The organism is Lyngbya sp. CCY1209 (genome assembly GCF_055795065.1).
This window is the reverse complement of sequence record NZ_JAYFER010000559.1, coordinates 1-20,716: the sequence shown is the minus strand read 5'-3', so window position 1 is coordinate 20,716 and position 20,716 is coordinate 1. Positions and strand designations below refer to the sequence as shown.

General features: G+C 58.3%; 9 protein-coding genes and 1 tRNA gene. 8 read left to right on the top strand and 2 right to left on the bottom strand.

The window, feature by feature from the left end; all coding sequences use genetic code 11:
• Window positions 1-154: 154 nt before the first annotated feature.
• Window positions 155-1,936: an ABC transporter substrate-binding protein gene (locus AC0QHF_RS19675; RefSeq protein ID WP_324705939.1), complete on the top strand. Its 1,782-nt coding sequence runs from the start codon at window positions 155-157 to the stop codon at window positions 1,934-1,936.
• 436 nt (window positions 1,937-2,372) lie between these two features.
• Window positions 2,373-3,155, top strand: a complete 783-nt coding sequence (gene larB, locus AC0QHF_RS19670; RefSeq protein ID WP_324705938.1) for a nickel pincer cofactor biosynthesis protein LarB — start codon at window positions 2,373-2,375, stop codon at window positions 3,153-3,155.
• Window positions 3,156-3,316: 161 nt separating this feature from the next.
• Here larB and AC0QHF_RS19665 read toward each other — a convergent pair whose 3' ends face one another.
• Window positions 3,317-3,934, bottom strand: a complete 618-nt coding sequence (locus AC0QHF_RS19665; protein WP_324705937.1) for a GNAT family N-acetyltransferase — start codon at window positions 3,932-3,934, stop codon at window positions 3,317-3,319.
• Between the two features lie 646 nt (window positions 3,935-4,580).
• Here AC0QHF_RS19665 and AC0QHF_RS19660 point away from each other — a divergent pair.
• The 4 genes from AC0QHF_RS19660 (at window position 4,581) to AC0QHF_RS19645 (ending at window position 11,611) form a co-directional block, all read left to right on the top strand.
• Window positions 4,581-8,042, top strand: coding sequence for a response regulator (locus AC0QHF_RS19660; RefSeq protein WP_324705936.1), 3,462 nt, complete (start codon window positions 4,581-4,583; stop codon window positions 8,040-8,042).
• Window positions 8,043-8,123: 81 nt separating this feature from the next.
• Window positions 8,124-8,194, top strand: a tRNA-Gly gene (locus tag AC0QHF_RS19655).
• A 311-nt stretch (window positions 8,195-8,505) separates the two neighbouring features.
• The gene (locus AC0QHF_RS19650; protein WP_324705935.1) at window positions 8,506-9,183 is read left to right on the top strand and encodes a GUN4 domain-containing protein; all 678 of its coding nucleotides are present in this window, start codon (window positions 8,506-8,508) and stop codon (window positions 9,181-9,183) included.
• A gap of 142 nt (window positions 9,184-9,325) precedes the next feature.
• Complete coding sequence (locus tag AC0QHF_RS19645) at window positions 9,326-11,611, top strand: SLC26A/SulP transporter family protein (protein WP_324705934.1); 2,286 nt, start codon at window positions 9,326-9,328, stop codon at window positions 11,609-11,611.
• A 307-nt stretch (window positions 11,612-11,918) separates the two neighbouring features.
• Here AC0QHF_RS19645 and AC0QHF_RS19640 read toward each other — a convergent pair whose 3' ends face one another.
• Window positions 11,919-12,296, bottom strand: a complete 378-nt coding sequence (locus AC0QHF_RS19640) for a PH domain-containing protein (RefSeq protein ID WP_324705933.1) — start codon at window positions 12,294-12,296, stop codon at window positions 11,919-11,921.
• A gap of 359 nt (window positions 12,297-12,655) precedes the next feature.
• Between AC0QHF_RS19640 and AC0QHF_RS19635 the strand changes: the two genes are divergently transcribed.
• Window positions 12,656-15,493, top strand: a complete 2,838-nt coding sequence (locus AC0QHF_RS19635) for a helicase-related protein (protein WP_324705932.1) — start codon at window positions 12,656-12,658, stop codon at window positions 15,491-15,493.
• A gap of 135 nt (window positions 15,494-15,628) precedes the next feature.
• Entirely contained in the window at window positions 15,629-20,440 is a 4,812-nt protein-coding gene (locus tag AC0QHF_RS19630; protein ID WP_324705931.1) for a DUF559 domain-containing protein, read from the top strand.
• Window positions 20,441-20,716 lie beyond the last annotated feature (276 nt).

Here is a 20,716-nt window from a genome sequence, read left to right as displayed (position 1 = left end):
AGGGTGTAGGGTGTAGGGTGTAGGGTGTAGGGTGTAGGGTGTAGGGTGTAGGGTGTAGGGTGTAGGGTGTAGGGGATTTTAGATTCTTCCCCTCCGCCCCTCCGCCTCCTCTGCTTCCTCTGCCTCCCCAAATGAACGATCGGGATTTAATATGATGAACCATTCCATCTTTCCCTGGCGATGGCATCGGTGGGTCGCCCGTTTTGCGGTGTCGGTTTTTGCGATCGCCGGCCTCGTCGCCTGCTCCCCGGCCCAATCCTCCGACGCCCCGTCCCGCCTGGTCGTCCCCACCCCCAGCGGACCGGGTACGTTCAACTATCCCCTCAACCAGTCCGCCTACAGCGTTTTCGGCTATATTTACAGTCCCCTGTTCGAGGAACACCCAATCACCGGGGAGCTCGAACCGGGTTTAGCGGAATCCTGGACCGTCTCCCCCGACGGCCAGACCATCGTCGTCACCCTGCGGGAGGGGTTGAAATGGTCTGACGGGGAACCCCTGACCGTCGATGACGTGATTTTTACTTACAATGAAATTTACCTCAACGACAACATTCCGACCAGCTTCAAAGATATCTTGAGAGTGGGGAGCGATCGCGCTTTTCCCACTGTCAAAAAAATCGGCGATCGTCAGGTGGAATTTTCCGTCCCCGAACCCTTCGCTCCCTTCCTCCGCTATGCCGGAGGCTTACCTATCTTACCCGCCCACGTCCTCGCCGAATCCGTCCGCACCCTCGATGCCGATGGCAACCCCAAATTTCTGACCACCTGGGGCACCGATACCGACCCCCAAAAAATCGTCGGCAGCGGGATGTACCGGATGCAAAGCTACACCTCCAACCAGCGGGTGATCTTGGAACGCAACCCCCACTACTGGCGAAAAGACGATCGCGGCAACCCCCAACCCTACATCGATCGCATCGTCTGGCAAATTATCGAAAGTACGGACACCCAACTGCTCAATTTCCGCTCCGGTTCCCTCGACAGCCTCGACGTCCAACCGGAAGCGTTCCCCCTCCTAAAACCCGAGGAAGAGCGGGGCCAATACACCATCTACAGCCCCGGCCCGGATACGGGAACCGTGTTCCTCTCTTTCAACCTCAACCGGGGCAAAAATGCCCGAGGAGAGCCCTTCGTCGAACCCTACAAGTCCGAGTGGTTCAACAATTTGGCATTCCGACAGGCCATTTACCACGGCATCAACCGGGAAGTCATGAAAAATAATATTTTCATGGGATTGGGAGAGCTGCAGCATTCTCCGATTCCGGTACAAAGTCCCTTTTATTTGTCCCCGGAAGAGGGGTTGAAAACCTACGACCACGACCCGGAAAAAGCCCGGGAATTGTTGCTCGGCGCCGGCTTCACCTATGATGAAAATGGCAAGCTGCGGGATGCGGACGGCAATCCAGTGCGGTTCACTTTGTTGGTGAGCTCGGGCAGAAAGGTGCGGGAACAGATGGCGACCCAAATCGATCGCGATCTGGCCGAGTTGGGCATCGAAGTGGACACCCTGTTTCTGAGTTTTAACACTTACGTCGATCGCCTGTCCAAGTCCCGGGATTGGGATGCCTATTTGGGCGGGTTCACCGGGGGCGGCGTTGAACCCCACGGCGGCTACAATATCTGGTCGGTGGAAGGCCGACTGCACACGTTCAACCAGGGACCGCAGCCTGGAGAGGATGGCATCGAAGGCTGGACGGTATCGGACTGGGAGCGACAAATTGACGAGTTGTACGTCCGGGCTTCCCAGGAGTTGGACGAGAAGAAGCGAAAGGAATTGTACGGGCAGGCCCAGCAGATTATCGCCGAAAATTTGCCGTTCATGTACATGGTGAATCCGCTGTCGTTCGAGGCGATCCGCGATCGCGTCGAGGGTATCGAATACACCCCCCTCGGCGGCGGATTTTGGAACTTGTACGAATTGGAAATCAAGGAATAATGGATATATTGATCTCCAACCAAATATCTAGAAACCGGGTTTCTACCAGTATCTCTCATCCCTCCAAACAACTCTCCTAGAAACCCGGTTTCTTCGCCTCCAGATATAAGCCCGCAAAGAGGGGTTGACAGGGGGGGGCGGGTCGCGGTAAGATCTTGACAGATAGTCTCATAATGGGAGTGGTTGCAAAAAAAATATTTTCGTCACCACTCCCATTATCTAAAATAATACCGGAAGTCAAGCGAAAAAGCAACCCCCCGCCAAAAAAGTCGAAATTTTTTAACATTTCTTAATTTTTTTTTGAAAAAAAAATAATCGATTGATGGAGGATGGGGGATGGCGGGGATTTCGCCCGTAGCGCCGATGACATCTCCCCCCAATTCGGGTCTGGATTATAATTATCAATTGTCAATGGTCAATTGTCAATTAATTTAAGATGAATCCCGACGCCTTACAAGATTTGCTCGAATCCGTCGCCCGGGGCAATTTGACCCCCGCCGATGCCCTGGAAAAAATGCGATATTTTGACTTCGAGCCGGTGGGGGATTACGCCCGGATCGACCACCACCGCAAGCTGAGGACGGGGTTTCCGGAGGTGATTTGGGGGCCGGGAAAAACGGTGGATCAACTCGTGGAAATCATGGGGGCGCTGGAGAAGCGAAATCCGGTGGTGATGGCGACGCGCATCGAGCCGGAGGTTTACGAAGAATTGCTCTTGGAAATTCCCGACTTGATCTATTATCGGGAAGCCCGGATTTGTGCGGTGGACCGGCGGAGTGCGACTCCCTCCCAGTGTAGTGGCGCGATCGCAATTTTGACAGCGGGGACGGCTGATTTACCAGTCGCAGAAGAAGCGGCGATAACGGCTACCCTGTCGGGGTTTTGCGTGAGGCGGCTGTGGGACGTGGGGGTGGCGGGGATTCACCGCTTGCTGGGGAATTGGCATCTGATCTCGGATGCGGACGTGCTGATCGTGGTCGCCGGGATGGAGGGGGCGCTGCCCAGCGTGGTGGCGGGGTTGGCGGACTGTCCGGTGATTGCGGTTCCCACGAGCGTGGGTTACGGCGCCAGTTTGAACGGGTTTGCGCCGCTGCTGACGATGCTGAATTCCTGCGCGGCGGGGGTGGGAGTCGTCAATATCGACAACGGATTCGGGGCGGCGATCTTGGCCGGCCAAATCCTGCGGGTGGGGGAGAAGTTGAAACGGAAGGGGGAGTAGGGAATAGGGAATAGGCAATAGGCAATAGGCAAGCTAGCAATCGGCAATCGGCAATAGGCAATCGGCAATAGGCAATCGGCAATCGGCAATAGGAGCTGGCTCCATTACTGCCTCCGCTTGACCGTTGCCTTCCTCTGCCTCCTCCGCTTCCTCCGCCCCCATCAGGGCGGGGACAGGGGTTTGGACAGGAACAGGCGCCGGGGTTGGCCGAAGAACAGGGAATCCCAGCCGGAACTGACCTCCTGGAGGCGATAACCGGCCCGGAAGTAGAGTTGTCGGGCTTGGTGGTTATTTTCGAGGACGTGGAGGTGCAGGGAGGAGAAGCCCCATTGCAGGGCGGTTTGTTCGCAGCGGGCCAGGAGGGTCTGGGCGACGCCGCGGCGTCGGAAACTGGGGTGGACGGCGAGGTTGGAGAGGTAGGGGTAGCGATCGCCCACGGACCAGGGAGACGACGATCGCAGTCCCATTTCCACGGTTCCGAGCAACTGTTCCGAGGCATTTTGGGGGACCGGGCCGAGGAGCGATCGGGATTTCGGGATCGTCGCCACCAGACAGGCGTAGTAGCCGGAGGCGGAAGAGAGGCGATTCCGCAAATCCTCGTAAATGCCGAGGCGAAAAATCGGGTACATGAAACCGGCCAGCCCCGCCCGGGAGTGAAAGCTATCGGCCAGGATCTCGGTCAACCGGGTCAAATCGGCCGGGGTGGCGGCGCGAATTTTCAGGGGGGAATCCCTGAACGCGCCGCCGGCATCATCTCGTCTGTGAGTCGTTGAGGTCAAGAAGAATGGCTCCACGATTCCAAGCCAACTTCTATACACTTTAGCCGATCTGCGGGAAACGGGCGACAACAATTTGCGGGGGAGTCATTGAAGGTAAAATAGATTTATGCATTGGACACCGCAATCTACACGGAGAGCGAGTCACCGGACGAAGCCGGGGGGTGTCGCGTCTACCCCGCGATCCGTTGAGCTTCCGAAACGGGTCGAGTCCCGTCCCCGTCGCCGGTCGAGTTCGGTCTGGTTCGAGAATGGCGATCGTCGCCGCGGTCGGATCGTCGCTCTCGATGCAGAGAATGGCGATCGGGGGGGGTCGAATCTCACCCCGAGGGCGGACGGGTAAGAATATGATTGACGATAGGAGTGCATCATGAGTTCGAGGCGGGCTGGCCGTCAAATCTCGCCAACGAGCACGATCGCCGATTTGCTAATTTTAACGGATGGCACGATCTCGACCGAGGAACGGTTCATGGGAAGGAAGGGATTTCGGGATTCGGGTGTCGCTCCCGACCGGATCGCCGGAGATCCGAATCGATTAAACAAGTGACGTAGAAGATGAATCGGTGAAGCCGAATCCTTGTTGAATCCGACCCGGACTTTCCCACATACGGACCCGATTTCATTAGCCCTTGCAGCAGGAGAGCGGTGCATGAATTCCTCCAAAAAAAAATTGAAGCCGACCATTTTAGTGGTTGATGACGAACCGGATAATCTGGATTTACTGTACCGCACCTTCCACCGCGAATTTAAAGTTCTCAGGGCACAAAGCGGACCGGCCGCGCTGAAGATTTTGGAAGAGGTGGGGGAGGTGGCGGTGATCATCTCCGACCAGCGGATGCCCTACATGAGCGGGACGGAGTTTCTGAGCCTGACGGCGACCCGATATCCCGACTCCATCCGCATCATCCTCACCGGCTACACCGACGTCGAAGATCTCGTCGAAGCGATCAACGCCGGGAAGGTGTTCAAATACGTCACGAAACCCTGGAAAGCCGACGAACTCAAGGCGATCGTGCGGCAGGGGTTGGAAACCCACAACGTCCTGAAATCCCGCACGGAAGAACTCCGCCGGGCCCTGCAACAGGAATCCCTGCTCTACGCCGTCACGAACACGATCCGCTCGGCTCCCAATTCCCGGGAAATGCTCCAGCGGATCGTGGAAACCGTCGGCCAGATGTTCGAGGTGAGCTACTGCATTTTGCAGCCGTTCCAGGACGGGGAGTGGATGGACGAGTGGTTCGCCTACGAGGCGCCGGGGGATCGTCAAATTCCCCTCGAACGCCACCGGTCGGAGTTCCGGTCCCTGGTGTGGGAAACGGCGGAGGTGGAAGCGATACCCGACTCGGAAGCGGGAGACTTTCGGGGCAGAGATTCCCCCGAGTGGCGGCGGCGCCGGGAGGTTTACGCCCGGGCCAACATCCGCTCCAGCTTGCTCGTCCCCCTGTACTACCGCGTCGAACTGATGGCGGTTCTAGCCCTGCACCAGTGCGACAAACCCCGCACTTGGCTGGACCACGAAGTGCAACTGGCTGTCACCGTCGCCGACCAGGCGGCTTTGGCTTTGTCCCAAGTGCGGGCCTACGAGCAGGTGCGGGAACTGGCCCGCCGGGAGGCCCTGGTCAACACCATCACCAACGCCATCCGGTCGAGCCTGGAACCGCAGAAGATCTTCGCGGCCATCACCCAGCAACTCGGCGAGGCTTTGAATGTGGACGGGTGCGCCCTGTCGCTGTGGACGCCGAGGGACGAGTACGTGCAGTGCGTGGGGCTCTACGATGCCGACGCGAAGGAGGCGGTGGTGGGGCAGATCGAGGAAGAAAAGGGGGCGGACGAATCGGAGGAGTTGGAGGAGTTGCCGCAGTCGGCGGTGCCCATCAGTGGCAACCCGGTATTGCAGCAGTTGGTTCGCACCCGAAAGCCGGTGGCGATCGCGGATCTGAGCCGACAACCCGATTGGAACCTGACAGAAATGCCGCTGCGATCGCCCTCGACCGCCCTATTGGTGGTTCCCCTGCTGTTGGACGGGGAAATTATCGGCAGCATCTCCCTGCGGCAAAATCACAAAATTCGCCACTGGCAGCCCTCGGACATCAATTTGGTGGAGGTGGTGGCGGCCCAGGCGGCCCTGGCTGTGCAGCAGGCCCGCCTCTACCAAAAAACCCGCCAGCAGGCCGATCGCCTCCTGGAGGCCGATCGCCTGAAAACGGAATTTTTCCAAAATATTTCCCACGAATTCCGCACCCCTTTAACCCTGACCATCGGCCCGCTGGAATCGGCCATCAACCAACAGCAGGATCTCCCCTACGAACAGGCCAAAATTGCTCTGCGGAACTCCCGCCGCCTGCTGCGGTTGGTGAATCAGTTATTGGACTTGCAGCGGTTCGATGCCGGACGGATGCAGCCGAGTTTCCGGCCCTGCGATTTGGTGGAATTTTGCCGCCAGACGGTGGAATCGTTCAAACCTTATTGCGATCGCAAAAACATCCGCCTCGTCACCCACCTGCAAGAGTGTCCCCAACTCTACCTCGACCTCGATCGCTTCGATAAGGTTCTCTACAACCTGCTCTCCAACGCCATGAAATTCACCCCCGCCGGAAAGACGATTACGGTGATATTGGAGCAACAGGGAAATTACTGCCGCCTGCAAGTTCGGGACACAGGGATCGGCATCCGCCCCGAACAGATTCCCTACCTGTTCGAGCGCTTCCGCCAAGCCGAGGGGTCGGCCAACCGCTCCTACGAGGGCAGCGGGTTGGGGTTAGCCTTGGTCAAAGAATTGGTGGACCTCCACCGGGGACAGATTACCGTGGATTCCGAGTACGGAGAAGGCACGACGTTCACCGTCTGGCTGCAACTCGGCAGCCTCCACCTGCCCCCGGAACAGGTGATCGAAATTCCCGCCGAATTCGACACCCGCCGCGCCGCCGTCGAGCTGGCTGATGTGGAGGTGGATTTGCCGGACGTGGTGGAGGACGCCCAAGATCTTCCCGAACTGTTAGTCCCCGAGGAAGAATTGCAGTCCAACACGATTTTGGTGGTGGACGACAACCCGGATTTGCGCCACTACGTCTCGATGATATTGCGACAGGTGGGATTCAACGTGGTTTTGGCGCAGAATGGAGCGGACGGCTTCAAGAAGGCGCAAATTTATCATCCGGACGTGATCGTGACGGATTTGATGATGCCGCAGGTGTCGGGGTTGGAGTTGATCCGGATGATCCGGGAGGACCGGGAATTGAAGGGGACGCCGACGATTTTGCTGACGGCGAAGGCGGACGAGGACACCCGCATCGAGGGAGTGGAGCGGGGGGCGGATGCCTACGTTTCCAAGCCGTTCAACGATCGCGAGTTGATCGCCGAGGTGCGGAATTTGCAGGCGTTGAAGGCCGAGGAGCGCCGGGTCGCCCATCTGAACAAGTACCTCACGGAGTCGGTACTGCGGCGCTTCCTGCCGGAGTCGATGGTGCAGAAGGCCGCCGCCGGGGACCTGACCCTGGATTTGCGCCCGGAACCGAAGTTGATCACGATTTTATTCAGCGATATCGTCGGGTTTACGCAGATGTCGAACGCGCTGCAGTCCCAGGGGGTGGCGGAGTTGCTCAATGAGTATTTGGCGGAGATGACCCGGGCCGTGTTCGAGAATGAGGGGACCGTGGATAAGTTTGTCGGGGACGCGGTGATGGCTCTGTACGGGGCGCCGGAGGAGATGAGTCCCGAGGAGCAGGTGGCGCGGGCGATCGCGACGGCCCGGAAGATGTTGCAATATCTGGAACGACTGAACCAAGGCTGGCGGGAACGGGGGTTGATCGGGACGAACGGCGTGCCACCGGTGCGGTTCCGGTGCGGGATTCACCAGGGGATGGCCGTGGTGGGGATGTTCGGTTCCCGGGAGCGATCGGACTTCACCGCCATCGGGCCTTCGGTGAACATCGCCGCCCGCCTCCAGGAGGCCACCGCACCGAACAGCATCATGGTGTCGGCGGAGGTGGCCGAGTACGTCCGGGACGAGGAGATCCTGAAGCGGGAGGCGATCGGCCTCAAGGGCATCGATGAGCCGGTGATGACGTTTGTGATCAGCCCGAAAGTCGGGCGGGCGAGGGATACGGCCTGAGTGTGGCGACTTTCAAAATTTTTTGTGCGGAGCTCTTGGCATTTGATTTTTTCCTGTGCTATATTGGTTTAGTGCCAATTTGCGGGCGTAGTTTAGTGGTAAAACCTTAGCCTTCCAAGCTAATGATGGGGGTTCGATTCCCCCCGCCCGCTTGTTAGTCAAACAACGAATTAGTGGGACTTTTGCCGCACAACCGGTGAAGGTTGGCGACTACCGTTACTTATTTGTTACTCATAAGCCCTGTCTACCATGGGTCAATACACTGTGTCAACGGTTGAATACTCAATCAAGCTTGACCAACAAATCAAAATTTATACATCAAGTATCCACTCTCTCTTACCCCCTCCCACCGGACAATTGCCTGTTGCCTGTTGCCTATTCCCTAGAGTGCGGGTGCGATTCGCGGTTTGCCGGATCGACCCGCCGTCGGGGCGAAAATTGAGGTGGGCGGTGCGGTTCGCGTTTGAGTCCGAGTCCGCCGTCCGACGCTGCATTGAAAGGAGACGGTACGGTGAAGGAAAAAGGGACGGCGTGGGCCGTGGCGGGAGTTTTCGTCGCGCTGACGGCGGTGGCGGGGTGCGGTCGGCTGTTGAACGAGGGGGGCGGGCGATCGCCATCTGCGGAAACGGAATCCTACGCCACCCTGGACGGGTTGTTGGCGGCGGGTGAGTGGGAGCAAGCCCAGGACGAGACGGCGCGGCTCATGGTGGAAACTGCCGGACGGGCGGAGGCTGGGTATTTGGTATCGGCGGACATCGAGGCGTTCCCCTGCGAAGACCTCCGCGCCATTGACGGGCTGTGGGCGAAACATTCCGGGAACCGCTTCGGCTTCGCGGCTCAGACGGACGCATACCGGCGGGCGGGCGGTACGGCAGATGGAAGCCTCGATGAAGAACAGTGGGAGCAATTCGCCGGGGACGTGGGCTGGCGGGACGGAAAGCGGTGGGCGTCGCTGTCGGGGTGGGGGATGGCACCCGACGACTTATTCCCGCTGACGTTCGACATTGCGGCTCCCCCCGGACACCTGCCCGTCATCAGAACCGAGGAGGTGTGGGCGACGAGCCTGTTTCACACCGTGATGCGGGAGGATATCTCGACCCTGGCACGGCGGGCGATCGCCTGCGGGTTGTCGGGACGTTGACGGAAGTGGGGGACGTCCCCGGCGGCAAGACGAACCTGACTTGCCCCGAGTGCGGGCATGGAAGCGAAGGTCCTCTCGGAGGCGGAGGTGGCGATATCGCGGGGGGACTGACGCGGTTCTGGGGGAGAGGGGGGAGGCGAGAATGAGGTACAAATTAATTGGCAATTTTCTGTCCCATGATTTCCAATTGTCCGACCGGATCAACGCACTGTTGCGGGAATTGCACCCGCGCCGCCTGATTCCCAGCCTGGTGGCGGGTACGATCGCGGGGGTCATCGAGGTCAGCTTCGCCCTATCCCTGATCGCCCTGGTTTTTTCCGGCGACCTGTCTGGCGGGCTGTGGGAAGGGGTTGCCATGGCGTTGGTGACGATCGCGGTCCTCAGCAGTTGGATCGCCCTGACCGGTTCCGCCCGGGGCGTCGTTTCCGGCCTCCAGGAGGGACCGATGGCGATCTGGGCGGGACTCGCGGCGGCGATCGCGGAGGGGATGTCGCCTGAAGCGACGGATAGGCAAGTCATCGCCACCGTGATGGCGGCGATGGGCTGCGCCGCGCTGCTGTCGGGAGGCGCCTGCTGGCTGTCGGGGTATCTAAAGCTGGGCCACCTGATCCGGGCGATCCCCTACCCAGTCGTGGGCGGGTTTTTGGCGGGAACCGGTTGGCTGCTGCTGATCGGGTCTGTCGGGATGATGGCGGATCTGCCCCTAACCCGCTCGAATTGGCTCCGGTTGTTCGCCCCCGATGTCCTCTGGCACTGGCTGTCCGGGGTCATTTTTGCGCTGATCTTATTCGGGATCTCCCGCCGATACCGCCACTGGGCGGCAGCTCCCCTGGGGATTTTGGCGGGTGTCGCCTTGTTTTACCTGCTCTGGGGAGCGACCGGACTGCCGTGGGAGGAGGCCCAAGCCCGGGGTTGGCTGCCGGCCGGTCTGCCCGAGGGCGCTCTCTGGCGGGGCTTCGACCCGGTTCGGTTGTCGGCGGTGCGCTGGTCGGCGATCGCGGTTCAAGCCGGTCCCCTGGCTGCCGTGGCGCTGTTCGTGGTGGTCGGTTCCTTGCTCAACGCCGTCGGCATCGAACTGGCTGTCCGAGAAGACATCGACCTCGATCGCGAGTTGCGGGCGGTGGGGACGGCGAATTTGATATCCGGCTTGGGCGGGGGTCTGGTGGGGTATCAATCCCTGAGCCTCTCCCTGCTCTCCCACCAACTGGGGGTGAAGCGCCGCTCGGTCGGGGTGTTTGCCGCCGCCGTGGCGGTGGCCGTCCTCGTCTGGGGGGCTCCGCTGCTGTCGGCTTTCCCCAAGCCCATCCTGGGCGGCCTGTCGGCTTTTTTGGGAGTCTCCCTCCTCGTCACTTGGGTTTGGGATATCCGCCGCCAGCTCGGTTTAATGGACTATTTCAGCTTGCTTTCGATTTGGGTCGCGATCGCCGCGGTCGGTTTTTGGGAGGGGATCGTCGTCGGGCTGGGGATCGCCGTCGTCCTGTTCGCCCTCAACTGCAGCCGCATCTCCCCCGTCCGGGAATGGCAGGCCGGCGCGATCGCCTCGAGTCACAAACTGCGCCCCGCCTACCAACGGCAGATCCTCCGGCACAACGACGGCCAGCTTGAGATCCTGCTCCTCCAAGGGTTTCTATTTTTCGGCACCGCCAACTCCCTCATCGAGCAGGTTTGCAGCCGCATCTGCGATCCCCGCCGCCCGCCGCTCCGCTTTCTCATCCTCGACTTCGGGCGGGTGGCCGGCATCGACTCGTCCGCCGCCTTCGGCTTCGCCAAAATTCGCCAAGTCGCCCGCCGACACCAGATCATTTTGGTGCTCGTACACCTGTCCCCCGACATCGAACGGCAACTGCGGCGGGCAAATGTTCTGGCCGAGGGCGATTTGAGTTGTCGGGTATTTCCCGATCGCGATCGCGGTACGGAGTGGTGCGAGGAGCGCATTTTAAATACCGGCCTGTGGAAATACCGCCGCTGGATTTGTTGCTGGGAAAAACTTCACACCCGGCGGCTGGATGTGGAACTGGCGAAGATTTTGGGCGGCTCCAAATCCCTCGACGCCTTCAAAGGATATCTGGAATTGCTGCACCTGGGCGAATCTGCCGCCGTCTTTCGCCAGGGGGACCCCCACTGCGGCCTGTATTTCATTCGATGGGGGCAGGTCAGCATTTGGGTGGACCCTCCAAATCGCCCGCCGCTGCGGCTGTGGACGCTGGGCAACGGCTCCATTTTTGGCAAGACCGGACTCTCTCCGACGGCGACCCGACTCTCTACCGCGATCGCCGATCGCCCGAGTGCCCTCTACCGCCTCTCGCCCGCCGCCCTGGCTCGGATGAAGGAAAAAGATCCGCAACTGGCTGTGGCTTTGGAACACCACGTTCTCATGCTGTTGTGCGAGGAACATCTGCGGGAGCGGGAACGCGGGCTGGGGGAATGAGTTCCGCGCCGGCGTCGCTCCGGATGGTGTGGGGAGAACATCTTGACCCGTATGAAGTTGGGTTCGGTGCCTCTCCCCCCATCGGTGCGCTGCTTCCCCTTCCTCCGTCGTATTTCCACGGAATTTTGATGGTCTTTTCGCCCCTCCTTTTTCGCTCCGTTTACGGAGGTTTTTTTCGTCAACCGTCGCGATCGCCGCCGACTCCCCGCACCCCGTCACCCCCAACCCGGGCGGGGCCGTCGCTTCCCGGATGAACTGTTGTCAACTCAAATCGAACTATCGTTTCCGTGAAACCCGGTTTATAGATTCACTTGAGGGTATAAGTCGCCAGCACTTTCTGCACCTCGTAAATATCGACGTTTTTGTTGAATTTTTTCTCCAGCGGCATCGGGTTGCTGCCGATCCAAATTTTCAACTCGGCGTCGGAGTCGAAATGTCCCACTGTCTCGATACTGAATTGGGTGATTTTGCCGTAAGGTATCGACAAATATTCGATCTTTTTGCCCGTCATCCCCTGAACGTCCACCAATATCAGGCGGTAGTTGGTGAAAATAAACGTATCTCGAAAAACGTGAAATCCGACTTCGATCGCCTCATTTTCAACCAACAGTCTGCCATACTCCGATTCGAGCTGCCGTTGCGAGACGACTCCCGCATTTCCTTTTAAATTAGAAATCAATCCCATGATTTTCTCCGGTTAATATAGCCATCAGCTTTCGGCTCGGGGCGCGATCGCGAAGTCCGCCCATCGCCCGGTTTTGCCTTCCCGATGGTGGAAACCCTTCCATTCTACTCCCCACCCCCTCAGATCGGCACCGTCGCGGATTTTTAAGAAATGTGAAACTTCGTCATCCTCAGAAATGTATAGCCACGGACAGAACGGTTCGGACATTGCGATCTGTAGAAAGGGAGTAGGGAGTAGGAAGAGCTGTCCTAACTGCCTTGGCGGTTGCTATCAAAGTTTTTTTAATACAGCTTGAAATCAGTCCTTTTCCGGGATATACTGCTCTGAGAGCCACTCAAAATGATCCCTTTTCCCCTTCGATGACCGAACCGTTCCGCCCTTCGCCGGGTGCCGTCGTTACCTGCCGCGATCGCCGCTGGATCGTACTCCCCTCCGAGCTGCCCGAAGTCGTCCGCCTACGGCCCCTGAGCGGTAGCGAAGAGCAGATTTGTGGCATCTACCAACCCCTGCAACAAGAAGCGATCGCCCCCGCCCAATTTCCGCCCCCCGACCCGAATGCGATCGCCGATCACGACGCGGCCCGACTCCTCCTCGATGCCGCCCGGTTGAGCCTGCGGAGCGGGGCCGGGCCCTTCCGGTCCCTGGGGCGGCTGTCCGTGCGCCCCCGGCCCTACCAACTCGTCCCCCTGCTGATGGCCCTGCGGCTCGACACCATCCGCCTGCTGATCGCCGACGACGTGGGCATCGGCAAAACCATCGAAGCGGGACTCATCGCCCGGGAAATGCTCGATCGCGGCGAAATCAGACGCCTAGGGGTCCTCTGTCCCCCCCACCTGTGCGACCAGTGGCGGCGGGAACTGCGACAAAAATTCCACATTGACGCGGCCGTAATCCGCTCCGGCACCGTCGGCCAACTGGAACGGGCCCTACCCGCCGGCGACCACCACATTTTCGGCTACTACCGCCATATTATCGTCAGTTTGGACTACGCCAAATCCGATCGCCGCCGCGCCAGTTTCCTCGCCCACTGCCCCGATCTGGTGATCGTGGATGAGGCCCACACCTGCGCCCGCCCGGGAGGCCGCAGCGCCGCCCAACAGCAGCGGCACCAACTGCTCGCAGAAATCGCAGACAACGACCGACAACACCTGATTTTACTCACCGCCACCCCCCACAGCGGCATCGAAGCATCCTTCCTGTCCGTTCTCGGTTTGCTCGATCGCCGCTTTGCAACCTGGGAGCTCGACAACCTCACCCAAAACCAGCGCATCGAACTGGCCCGCCACTTCGTCCAGCGGCGCCGCGCCGACGTAAAACGCTGGCTGGGGGACGAGACGCCCTTCCCGGAGCGCACGTCCCATGATCGCCCCTACAAGCTCTCCAAAGAGTACAAAACCCTGTTCGAGGACGCCTACAACTTCGCCCGGGGCCTGGTGAAAACGGCCACCGGCGAGATGAGTTACGCCCAGCGACGGGGGCGGTACTGGGCAGCCCTGGCCCTGATCCGCTGCGTTATGTCCTCCCCGGAGGCCGCGATCGCCACCTTGGGGAAACAGGCCGAAAAGGCCGCCGAAACCGAGGCGATCGCGGAAATTGACGAAGATCTGATGGTCGCCTACACCTACGACCCCACGGACCGGGAACAGGCCACCGATGCCCAACCCGCGATCGCGATCGAGGGGGGAGGGTCCACCTACAAAGACCGCGATCGCCGGAAACTGCGGGAGTTCATCCGATCCGCCGAACAACTCAAAGGCCCCAAAGACGCCAAACTACAGGCCGCCGCGGCCACCGTCGCCGAACTCCTCGACCAGGGCCTGCACCCGATCGTCTGGTGCCGGTACATCGCCACGGCCAACTATCTCGCGGCCGAATTGCGGACCCGGTTGGAGAAAAAGCGCCAGGACCAAACCCGGGTCATCGCCATCACCGGGGAACAGTCGGAAAGCGAACGGGAGGCGCGGCTCGAAGAATTGACCCAGTACCCCCGGCGGGTTCTGGTCGCCACGGACTGCCTCAGCGAGGGGGTGAACCTGCAGGAGCACTTCAACGCCGTGCTGCACTATGACCTCCCCTGGAACCCCAACCGCCTGGAACAGCGGGAAGGCCGGGTCGATCGCTACGGCCAGAGCGCCCCGGAGGTACACAGTTATCTGCTCTACGGACAGGATAACCCCGTCGATGGCGCCGTGCTGGAAGTGCTGATCCGCAAGGCGGTGGAAATTCACAGAACCCTGGGCATCACCGTCCCCGTGCCGATGGACAGCGCCACTGTCTCTGAGGCGGTGTTCAAGTCCCTGTTCGATCGCCAAACGGATGCCGAGCAACTGTCGCTGCTGGATCTGCTTGACGAGGAGGAGCTCCCCGTCGAGCGGGTGCACAAAAGCTGGGATCGCGCTGTGGAGCGGGAAAAGGTCAGCCGCACCCGGTTCGCTCAAGCGGCTATCAAGCCGGAGGAGGTGGAGCGGGAATTGTTGGAGAGCGATCGCGTTTTGGGGAGCACCGCCGATGTGGAGCGGTTCGTCAAAGATGCCTGTGCCCGGCTGAATGCCTCGTTGCAGAAGAAGAAACGGGGTTGGCGCCTGCCTTCCATTCCCCCGGTTTTGCAACCCCGCCTGGGGGACCAGCCGCGGCTGATTGCATTTGTTTCGCCGACGCCGGAGGGGGCCGAATATGTGGGCCGTAACCATCCCCTGGTGGAGGGGTTGGCGCGGTATATTTTGGAGGACAGTTTGGAAAATGCCGAAAGTGCGATCGCCGGACGGTGCGGGTTGACGATGACGGACGCGGTGGAGCGGCGCACGACTTTATTATTGTTGCGATCGCGCTATTTATTTGAGAGCCCCCGAGTCGAGACGCTCCTGGCCGAGGAGTGTTTCGTGGCGGGGTTCACCGGACCCCCGTCAAACCCCCTGTGGTTGGAACCGGAGGAGGCGCAAAATTTGATCCGGGAGGCCGAACCCGTGGCGGATATGGCCCCGGTATTGAAGCGGCGGGACCTGGCGGAGGTGCTGGCGGGACTGCACCGCTTGGATGGGGAGTTGGAAGCGATCGCCCATATTCGCGCCCAAAATCTGGCTCAATCTCACCGCCGCGTCCGCAGCATCACGAAAGAGGGGCAAATTAAGGTCAAACCTCAGTTGCCGATGGATGTTTTGGGGCTGTTTGTTTTGCAACCGGCGGTGAGGAGGGAGTAGGGAGTGGGTTGGATCTGAAACTGCCAATATCGCGATTTTTTTTAAAACCACAGAGGCACAGAGGACACGGAGGAGTTATTGATGGAGATTTAATCATCCCACTCCCTAATCCCCAGCACTATATCAGGAGAAACAATGGCTAATTTATCGGGGTTACAAATTGAAGGAAATTTGATTGTCTCTGACCTGACTTCGGATTTGTTGGCCGGGGATATCAAGGGTCAGGCGGCTGAGGATTTCGGACTCGGAAAAAGTGACAAGTTGGCGGATGAAATTGCGATCGCCTGGGGGGATGCGAAGGCCTACTGGGCGGCGTTCCGGCGGGCTTTTTCCCGGCTACCGGAGGGGGATGCGGCGACGACGGCGACTCGGGAACAGTGGGTGGTGCCGCTGTTGCGGAGTTTGGGTTATGACCCGGTTTATGTGGCCAAGGCGGAGGTGGTGGAGGGGCTCACCTACGCCATTTCTCACCGGGCCGAACCGGGGGCGGATAAACCTCCCGTGCATATCGTTGGGGCGGGGGTGCGATTGGAGGAGCGCCCCCCCAGTGGCACGCCACGGCTTTCAGCCCATGCCCTCGTACAGGAGTACCTGAACCGCACGGAACACCTGTGGGCGGTGGTTACGAACGGGCTGCGGTGGCGTCTGCTGCGGGATTCCAGCCTGATGACGCGGTTGAGTTATATCGAATTTGACCTGGAACAGATTCTCGACGGGGAGAATTTCGCGGAATTTGGGCTATTTTATCGCCTGTTTCACCGATCGCGGCTTCCCCGGGATGCGGACGACGCCGATCGCTGTCTGCTGGAATTTTACCACCAGGAGTCCCTGCAGCAGGGGGGACGGGTGCGCGATCGCCTGCGGGACGGGGTGGAACGGGCCCTGGTGCTCTTGGGGACGGGGTTCCTTCAGTGGCCCTCTTCCCCTAGCCCCTTCTCCCTCGGGGAGAAGGGGGACAAGAGTTCTTTATCCTCGGGACTCTCGGGGCCCTCTTCCCCTAACCCCTTCTCCCTCGGGGAGAAGGGGAACCAGTCGGAGGAGAAGGGCAACAATAAACTCTTACCCCCCCTCGCCCCCAGGGAGAGGGGGCCGGGGGGAGAGGGCGCAACCACCTTTTACCGCCTACTGCTGCGGCTGATTTACCGCCTACTGTTTTTGATGGTGGCTGAGTCCCGGGGCGCCCTGCTGGCGGGTTCGGACGCGGAGAAGGCGCGAATTTACACCGAATATTACAGCATCGAGCGATTGCGGACGATCGCCGAAAAACCCAGCTATCGGCGGGAGGGATATCAGGATTTGTGGCAGGGGTTGCGGGTGACGTTCGCTTTATTTGACGAAAATTGGCGGGGGCGGCTGTTGGATTTGTCCCCTTTGAACGGGGATTTATTCGGGTCGGAATCTTTGGCGGAATTGGACGAGTATGCGATCGACAACCACGACTTAAAAACGGCGATCTGGCACCTGTCTATGTACGAAAATAAGGGTCAGTGGCGGCGGGTGAATTACGGCGCCTTGGATGTGGAGGAGTTGGGCAGCGTCTACGAAAGTTTACTGGATTTCAACCCCAAAATTGAGTGCAAGTCCGGGATTTACTATTTCCGTTTGGTGACGGGAAGCGATCGCAAAACTACGGGCTCTTATTACACCCCCCCGGCTTTGGTGGGACAGTTGATCGAAAGTGCGCTCGAACCGGTTATTGCCCAACGATTGCAGTCTGTGGGGCCCTCTTCCCCTAGCCCCTTCTCCCTCGGGGAGAAGGGGGACAAGAGTTCTTTATCTTCGGGGTCCTCGGGGCCCTCTTCCCCTAACCCCTTCTCCCTCGGGGAGAAGGGGGACCAGTCGGAGGAGGAGGGAAACAATAAACTCTTACCCCCCCTCGCCCCCAGGGAGAGGGGGTCGGGGGGAGAGGGAAAATGGGAAATCCCCCCCCACCTACAAAAGCGGATGCTGGAAATTGCCCGACAGTTTCGCAAGGAACCGACCCCCAGCGAAGCGATTTTGTGGCAAGCTTTGCGGCGCCGACAACTCGAAAACCGCAAATTCCGCCGACAGCATCCCATCGGAACTTTTATTGTCGATTTCTTCTGTTGGCAAGAACGCTTAATTGTCGAAGTAGACGGCCCCATTCACGAACGCCAACGGGAAGCGGACCGACAGCGACAGGAACTTTTGGAGTCCTTGGGCCTGCATTTTGTCCGAGTCACCAGTGAGGAGGTGGAAAATAACCTTCCCAAAGTGTTGGAGACGATTAAACAGTCCTTTGGACTTTTGGGACCCTTGGAACCCTCGGAGCCCTCTTCCCCTAGCCCCTTCTCCCTCGGGGAGAAGGGGGACAAGAGTTCTTTATCCTTGGGGTCTTTGGGGCCCTCTTCCCCTAACCCCTTCTCCCTCGGGGAGAAGGGGGACAAGAGTTCTTTATCCTCGGAGTCTTTGGGGCCCTCATCCCCTAACCCCTTCTCCCTCGGGGAGAAGGGGAACCAGTCGGAGGAGGAGGGAAACAATAAACTCTTACCCCCCCTCGCCCCCAGGGAGAGGGGGCTGGGGGGAGAGGGAGAAGCCGCCCTCCTCTCCCTGAAAATCTGTGACCCTGCCTGCGGTTCGGGGCACTTTCTCCTGGCGGCGGCGCGGCGTTTGGGGAAGGAGTTGGCCCGGGTGCGGACGGGGGAGGCACAGCCGGGACCCGAACCGCTGCGACAGGCGATTCGGGATGTGATTCAACATTGTATTTATGGGGTGGATTTGAATCCCTTGGCTGTGGATTTGTGCAAGGTGGCGTTGTGGATTGAGGGGTTCTGTCGGGGGTTGCCGCTGAACTTTTTGGACCACCGGATTAAGTGCGGTAATTCCCTCGTCGGGGTGTTGGACGTGGATTGTTTGGATGAGGGGATACCGGACGCGGCTTTTAAGGCGATGACGGGGGACGATAAGAAGGTTGTCGCCAGTTTTAAAAAGCGCAACAAGCAGGAACTTAAGGATATTGAAACCGGACAGTTATCGCTGGTTTTTGAAGACCCGAAATCGGCGGGACGCCAGGAGTATGCTAAGGAGTATCAGGCCTTGGGTGAGAGTCCGGAAACGACGACGGATGAGGTGAAGCGGAAGGCGGAGGAATACCAACTGCTGCACAGTCCGGATAATTTGAAATGGTGGCGCGATCGCACGGCTTGTAATTTGTGGACGGCCGCATTTTTTACCCCCCTGACGTTGCAGAATTTGCAGTTAATTCCTACTTCGGCGACCTTGCATCGGGTGTTGGAAGGGGCGACGGCGGAGGAGTTGACGCGGGAGGGGACGGCTTTATTTGCCATCATAGATGCGGCGAACCGGGTGGCGGATTCTTATCGCTTTTTTCATTGGGCGATCGAGTTTCCGGATGTGTTCGAGAATGGCGGGTTTGACTGCGTTTTGGGGAATCCGCCTTGGGAACAATTACAAATTGCAGAAAAGGAGTTTTTTGCCGGGAAGGATGATACAATCGTTTCGGCAAAAACAAGCGTGGCACGGAAAAAGTTGATCGCCAAGTTGCCGCAGGAAAATCCGCAGTTGGCGAAGGCTTGGGCGGATGCCAAATATTTCGCGGACGCACAGAATAAATTTATCCGAGAGTCGCGGCGGTTTCCATTAACTGCCACCGGAAAAATTAACACTTATGCCGTTTTTTCAGAAACGGCAAGAAATCTGATTTCTGATTCTGGCTATGCGGGAATTATCGTTCCGACGGGTATCGCGACGGATGCGACTTGCCAGCATTTTTTTGGGGATTTAGTGAAAAAAAAATCATTGAAGACACTCTTTGATTTTGAAAATCGAAGAAAATTATTTTCCGACGTTGACAGTCGGATGAAATTCGCGTTGCTTGTCATCGGACAAGTAGAAATAAATACAACTGATTTTTCTTTCTTTTTGCTGGAGCCGAATCAAGTCAATGATTTATCCAGAAAATTTGAGTTGCAGCCCGAAGATATACAATTGATGAATCCCAATACTCTAACCTGTCCAATTTTCCGAACTCGCACGGATGCGGAATTGACGAAGAAAATTTATCGGCGAGTTCCGGTATTGGAAAACGAACAGACGGGCGAAAATCCTTGGGGAATTTCGTTTATGCAAGGATTGTTTAATATGTCTAGCGATAGCGGTTTGTTTTATGACGAACCGGGAAGCGATCGCCTTCCGCTTTATGAAGCAAAGATGTTTTGGCAATTCGATCATCGACATGGAACTTATCAGGGAGATAAAACTGAAAATCTGTCCATCGAAGACAAACAAAATCCCGATTATTCTGTTACGCCGCGTTACTGGGTCGATCGCACCGAAGTTGAAAATAAATTGGGCGATCGATGGGATAAAGAATGGCTGATGGCTTTGAGAAAAACTTGTAGATCTACGGATGAAAGAACATCTATATTGAGTCTCGTTCCTAGGTTTGGAATAAATGATAAGTCACCCTTGATTTTTGTCGGCAGTGAAAACATACCAAAAACGCCTTGTTTTCTGGGAAATATTAATAGTATTGTTTTTGATTTCATAACTCGTCAAAAACTCGGGGGTATAGATTTTAGCTTTTTCATCCTCAAACAACTTCCCATCATCCCCCCCGACTGGTACACCCCAGAAGACATCGAATACATCAGCAGCCGCGTCCTGGAACTGGTGTACACCACCCACGACATGAAACCCTTCGCGGCGGATATGGGATACAGCGGCGAGCCCTTCATTTGGGACGAAAACCGCCGCGCCATATTAAAAGCGGAATTAGATGCAAAATACGCCCGCCTCTACGGGCTCACCCGGGACGAGCTCCGCTACATCCTGGACCCCGCCGACATCCACGGCGACGACTTCCCCAGCGAAACTTTCCGAGTCTTAAAAAACAATGAAATGAAAGCCTATGGAGAATACCGCACGCGGCGCCTGGTATTGGAGGCGTGGGATAGGTTGGGTTGAGGGCCCTCTCCCTAAATCTTTCTGCCTCGGGGAGAGGGATTTAGGGGGAAGGGGGTGCGATCGCTTTTTTTTACAGGCAAGATGCCTGGGCTACTCATGTGGTAAAATAAATTCGATGGTGTTGCCCTATTTCATCTCCCGGCTGGTGGGATAATGGATGGGTAGGAAAGGCGCCGCCATCCCATCTGGTCGAACACCTGAACCGCTTGGGAATCAATTCCCAAGCTAATAGCCGAAATCATCTGAAGATGATTGGGGAAGTTATAATAACTGCGG

Bases quoted from the DNA above. Each gene is read 5' to 3' on its own strand.
- larB (WP_324705938.1), top strand. From the start codon at position 2,373: ATGAATCCCGACGCCTTACAAGATTTGCTCGAATCCGTCGCCCGGGGC.
- AC0QHF_RS19645 (WP_324705934.1), top strand. From the start codon at position 9,326: ATGAGGTACAAATTAATTGGCAATTTTCTGTCCCATGATTTCCAATTG.
- AC0QHF_RS19635 (WP_324705932.1), top strand. From the start codon at position 12,656: ATGACCGAACCGTTCCGCCCTTCGCCGGGTGCCGTCGTTACCTGCCGC.
- AC0QHF_RS19630 (WP_324705931.1), top strand. From the start codon at position 15,629: ATGGCTAATTTATCGGGGTTACAAATTGAAGGAAATTTGATTGTCTCT.
- AC0QHF_RS19640 (WP_324705933.1), bottom strand. From the start codon at position 12,296: ATGGGATTGATTTCTAATTTAAAAGGAAATGCGGGAGTCGTCTCGCAA.
- AC0QHF_RS19660 (WP_324705936.1), top strand. From the start codon at position 4,581: ATGAATTCCTCCAAAAAAAAATTGAAGCCGACCATTTTAGTGGTTGAT.
- AC0QHF_RS19675 (WP_324705939.1), top strand. From the start codon at position 155: ATGAACCATTCCATCTTTCCCTGGCGATGGCATCGGTGGGTCGCCCGT.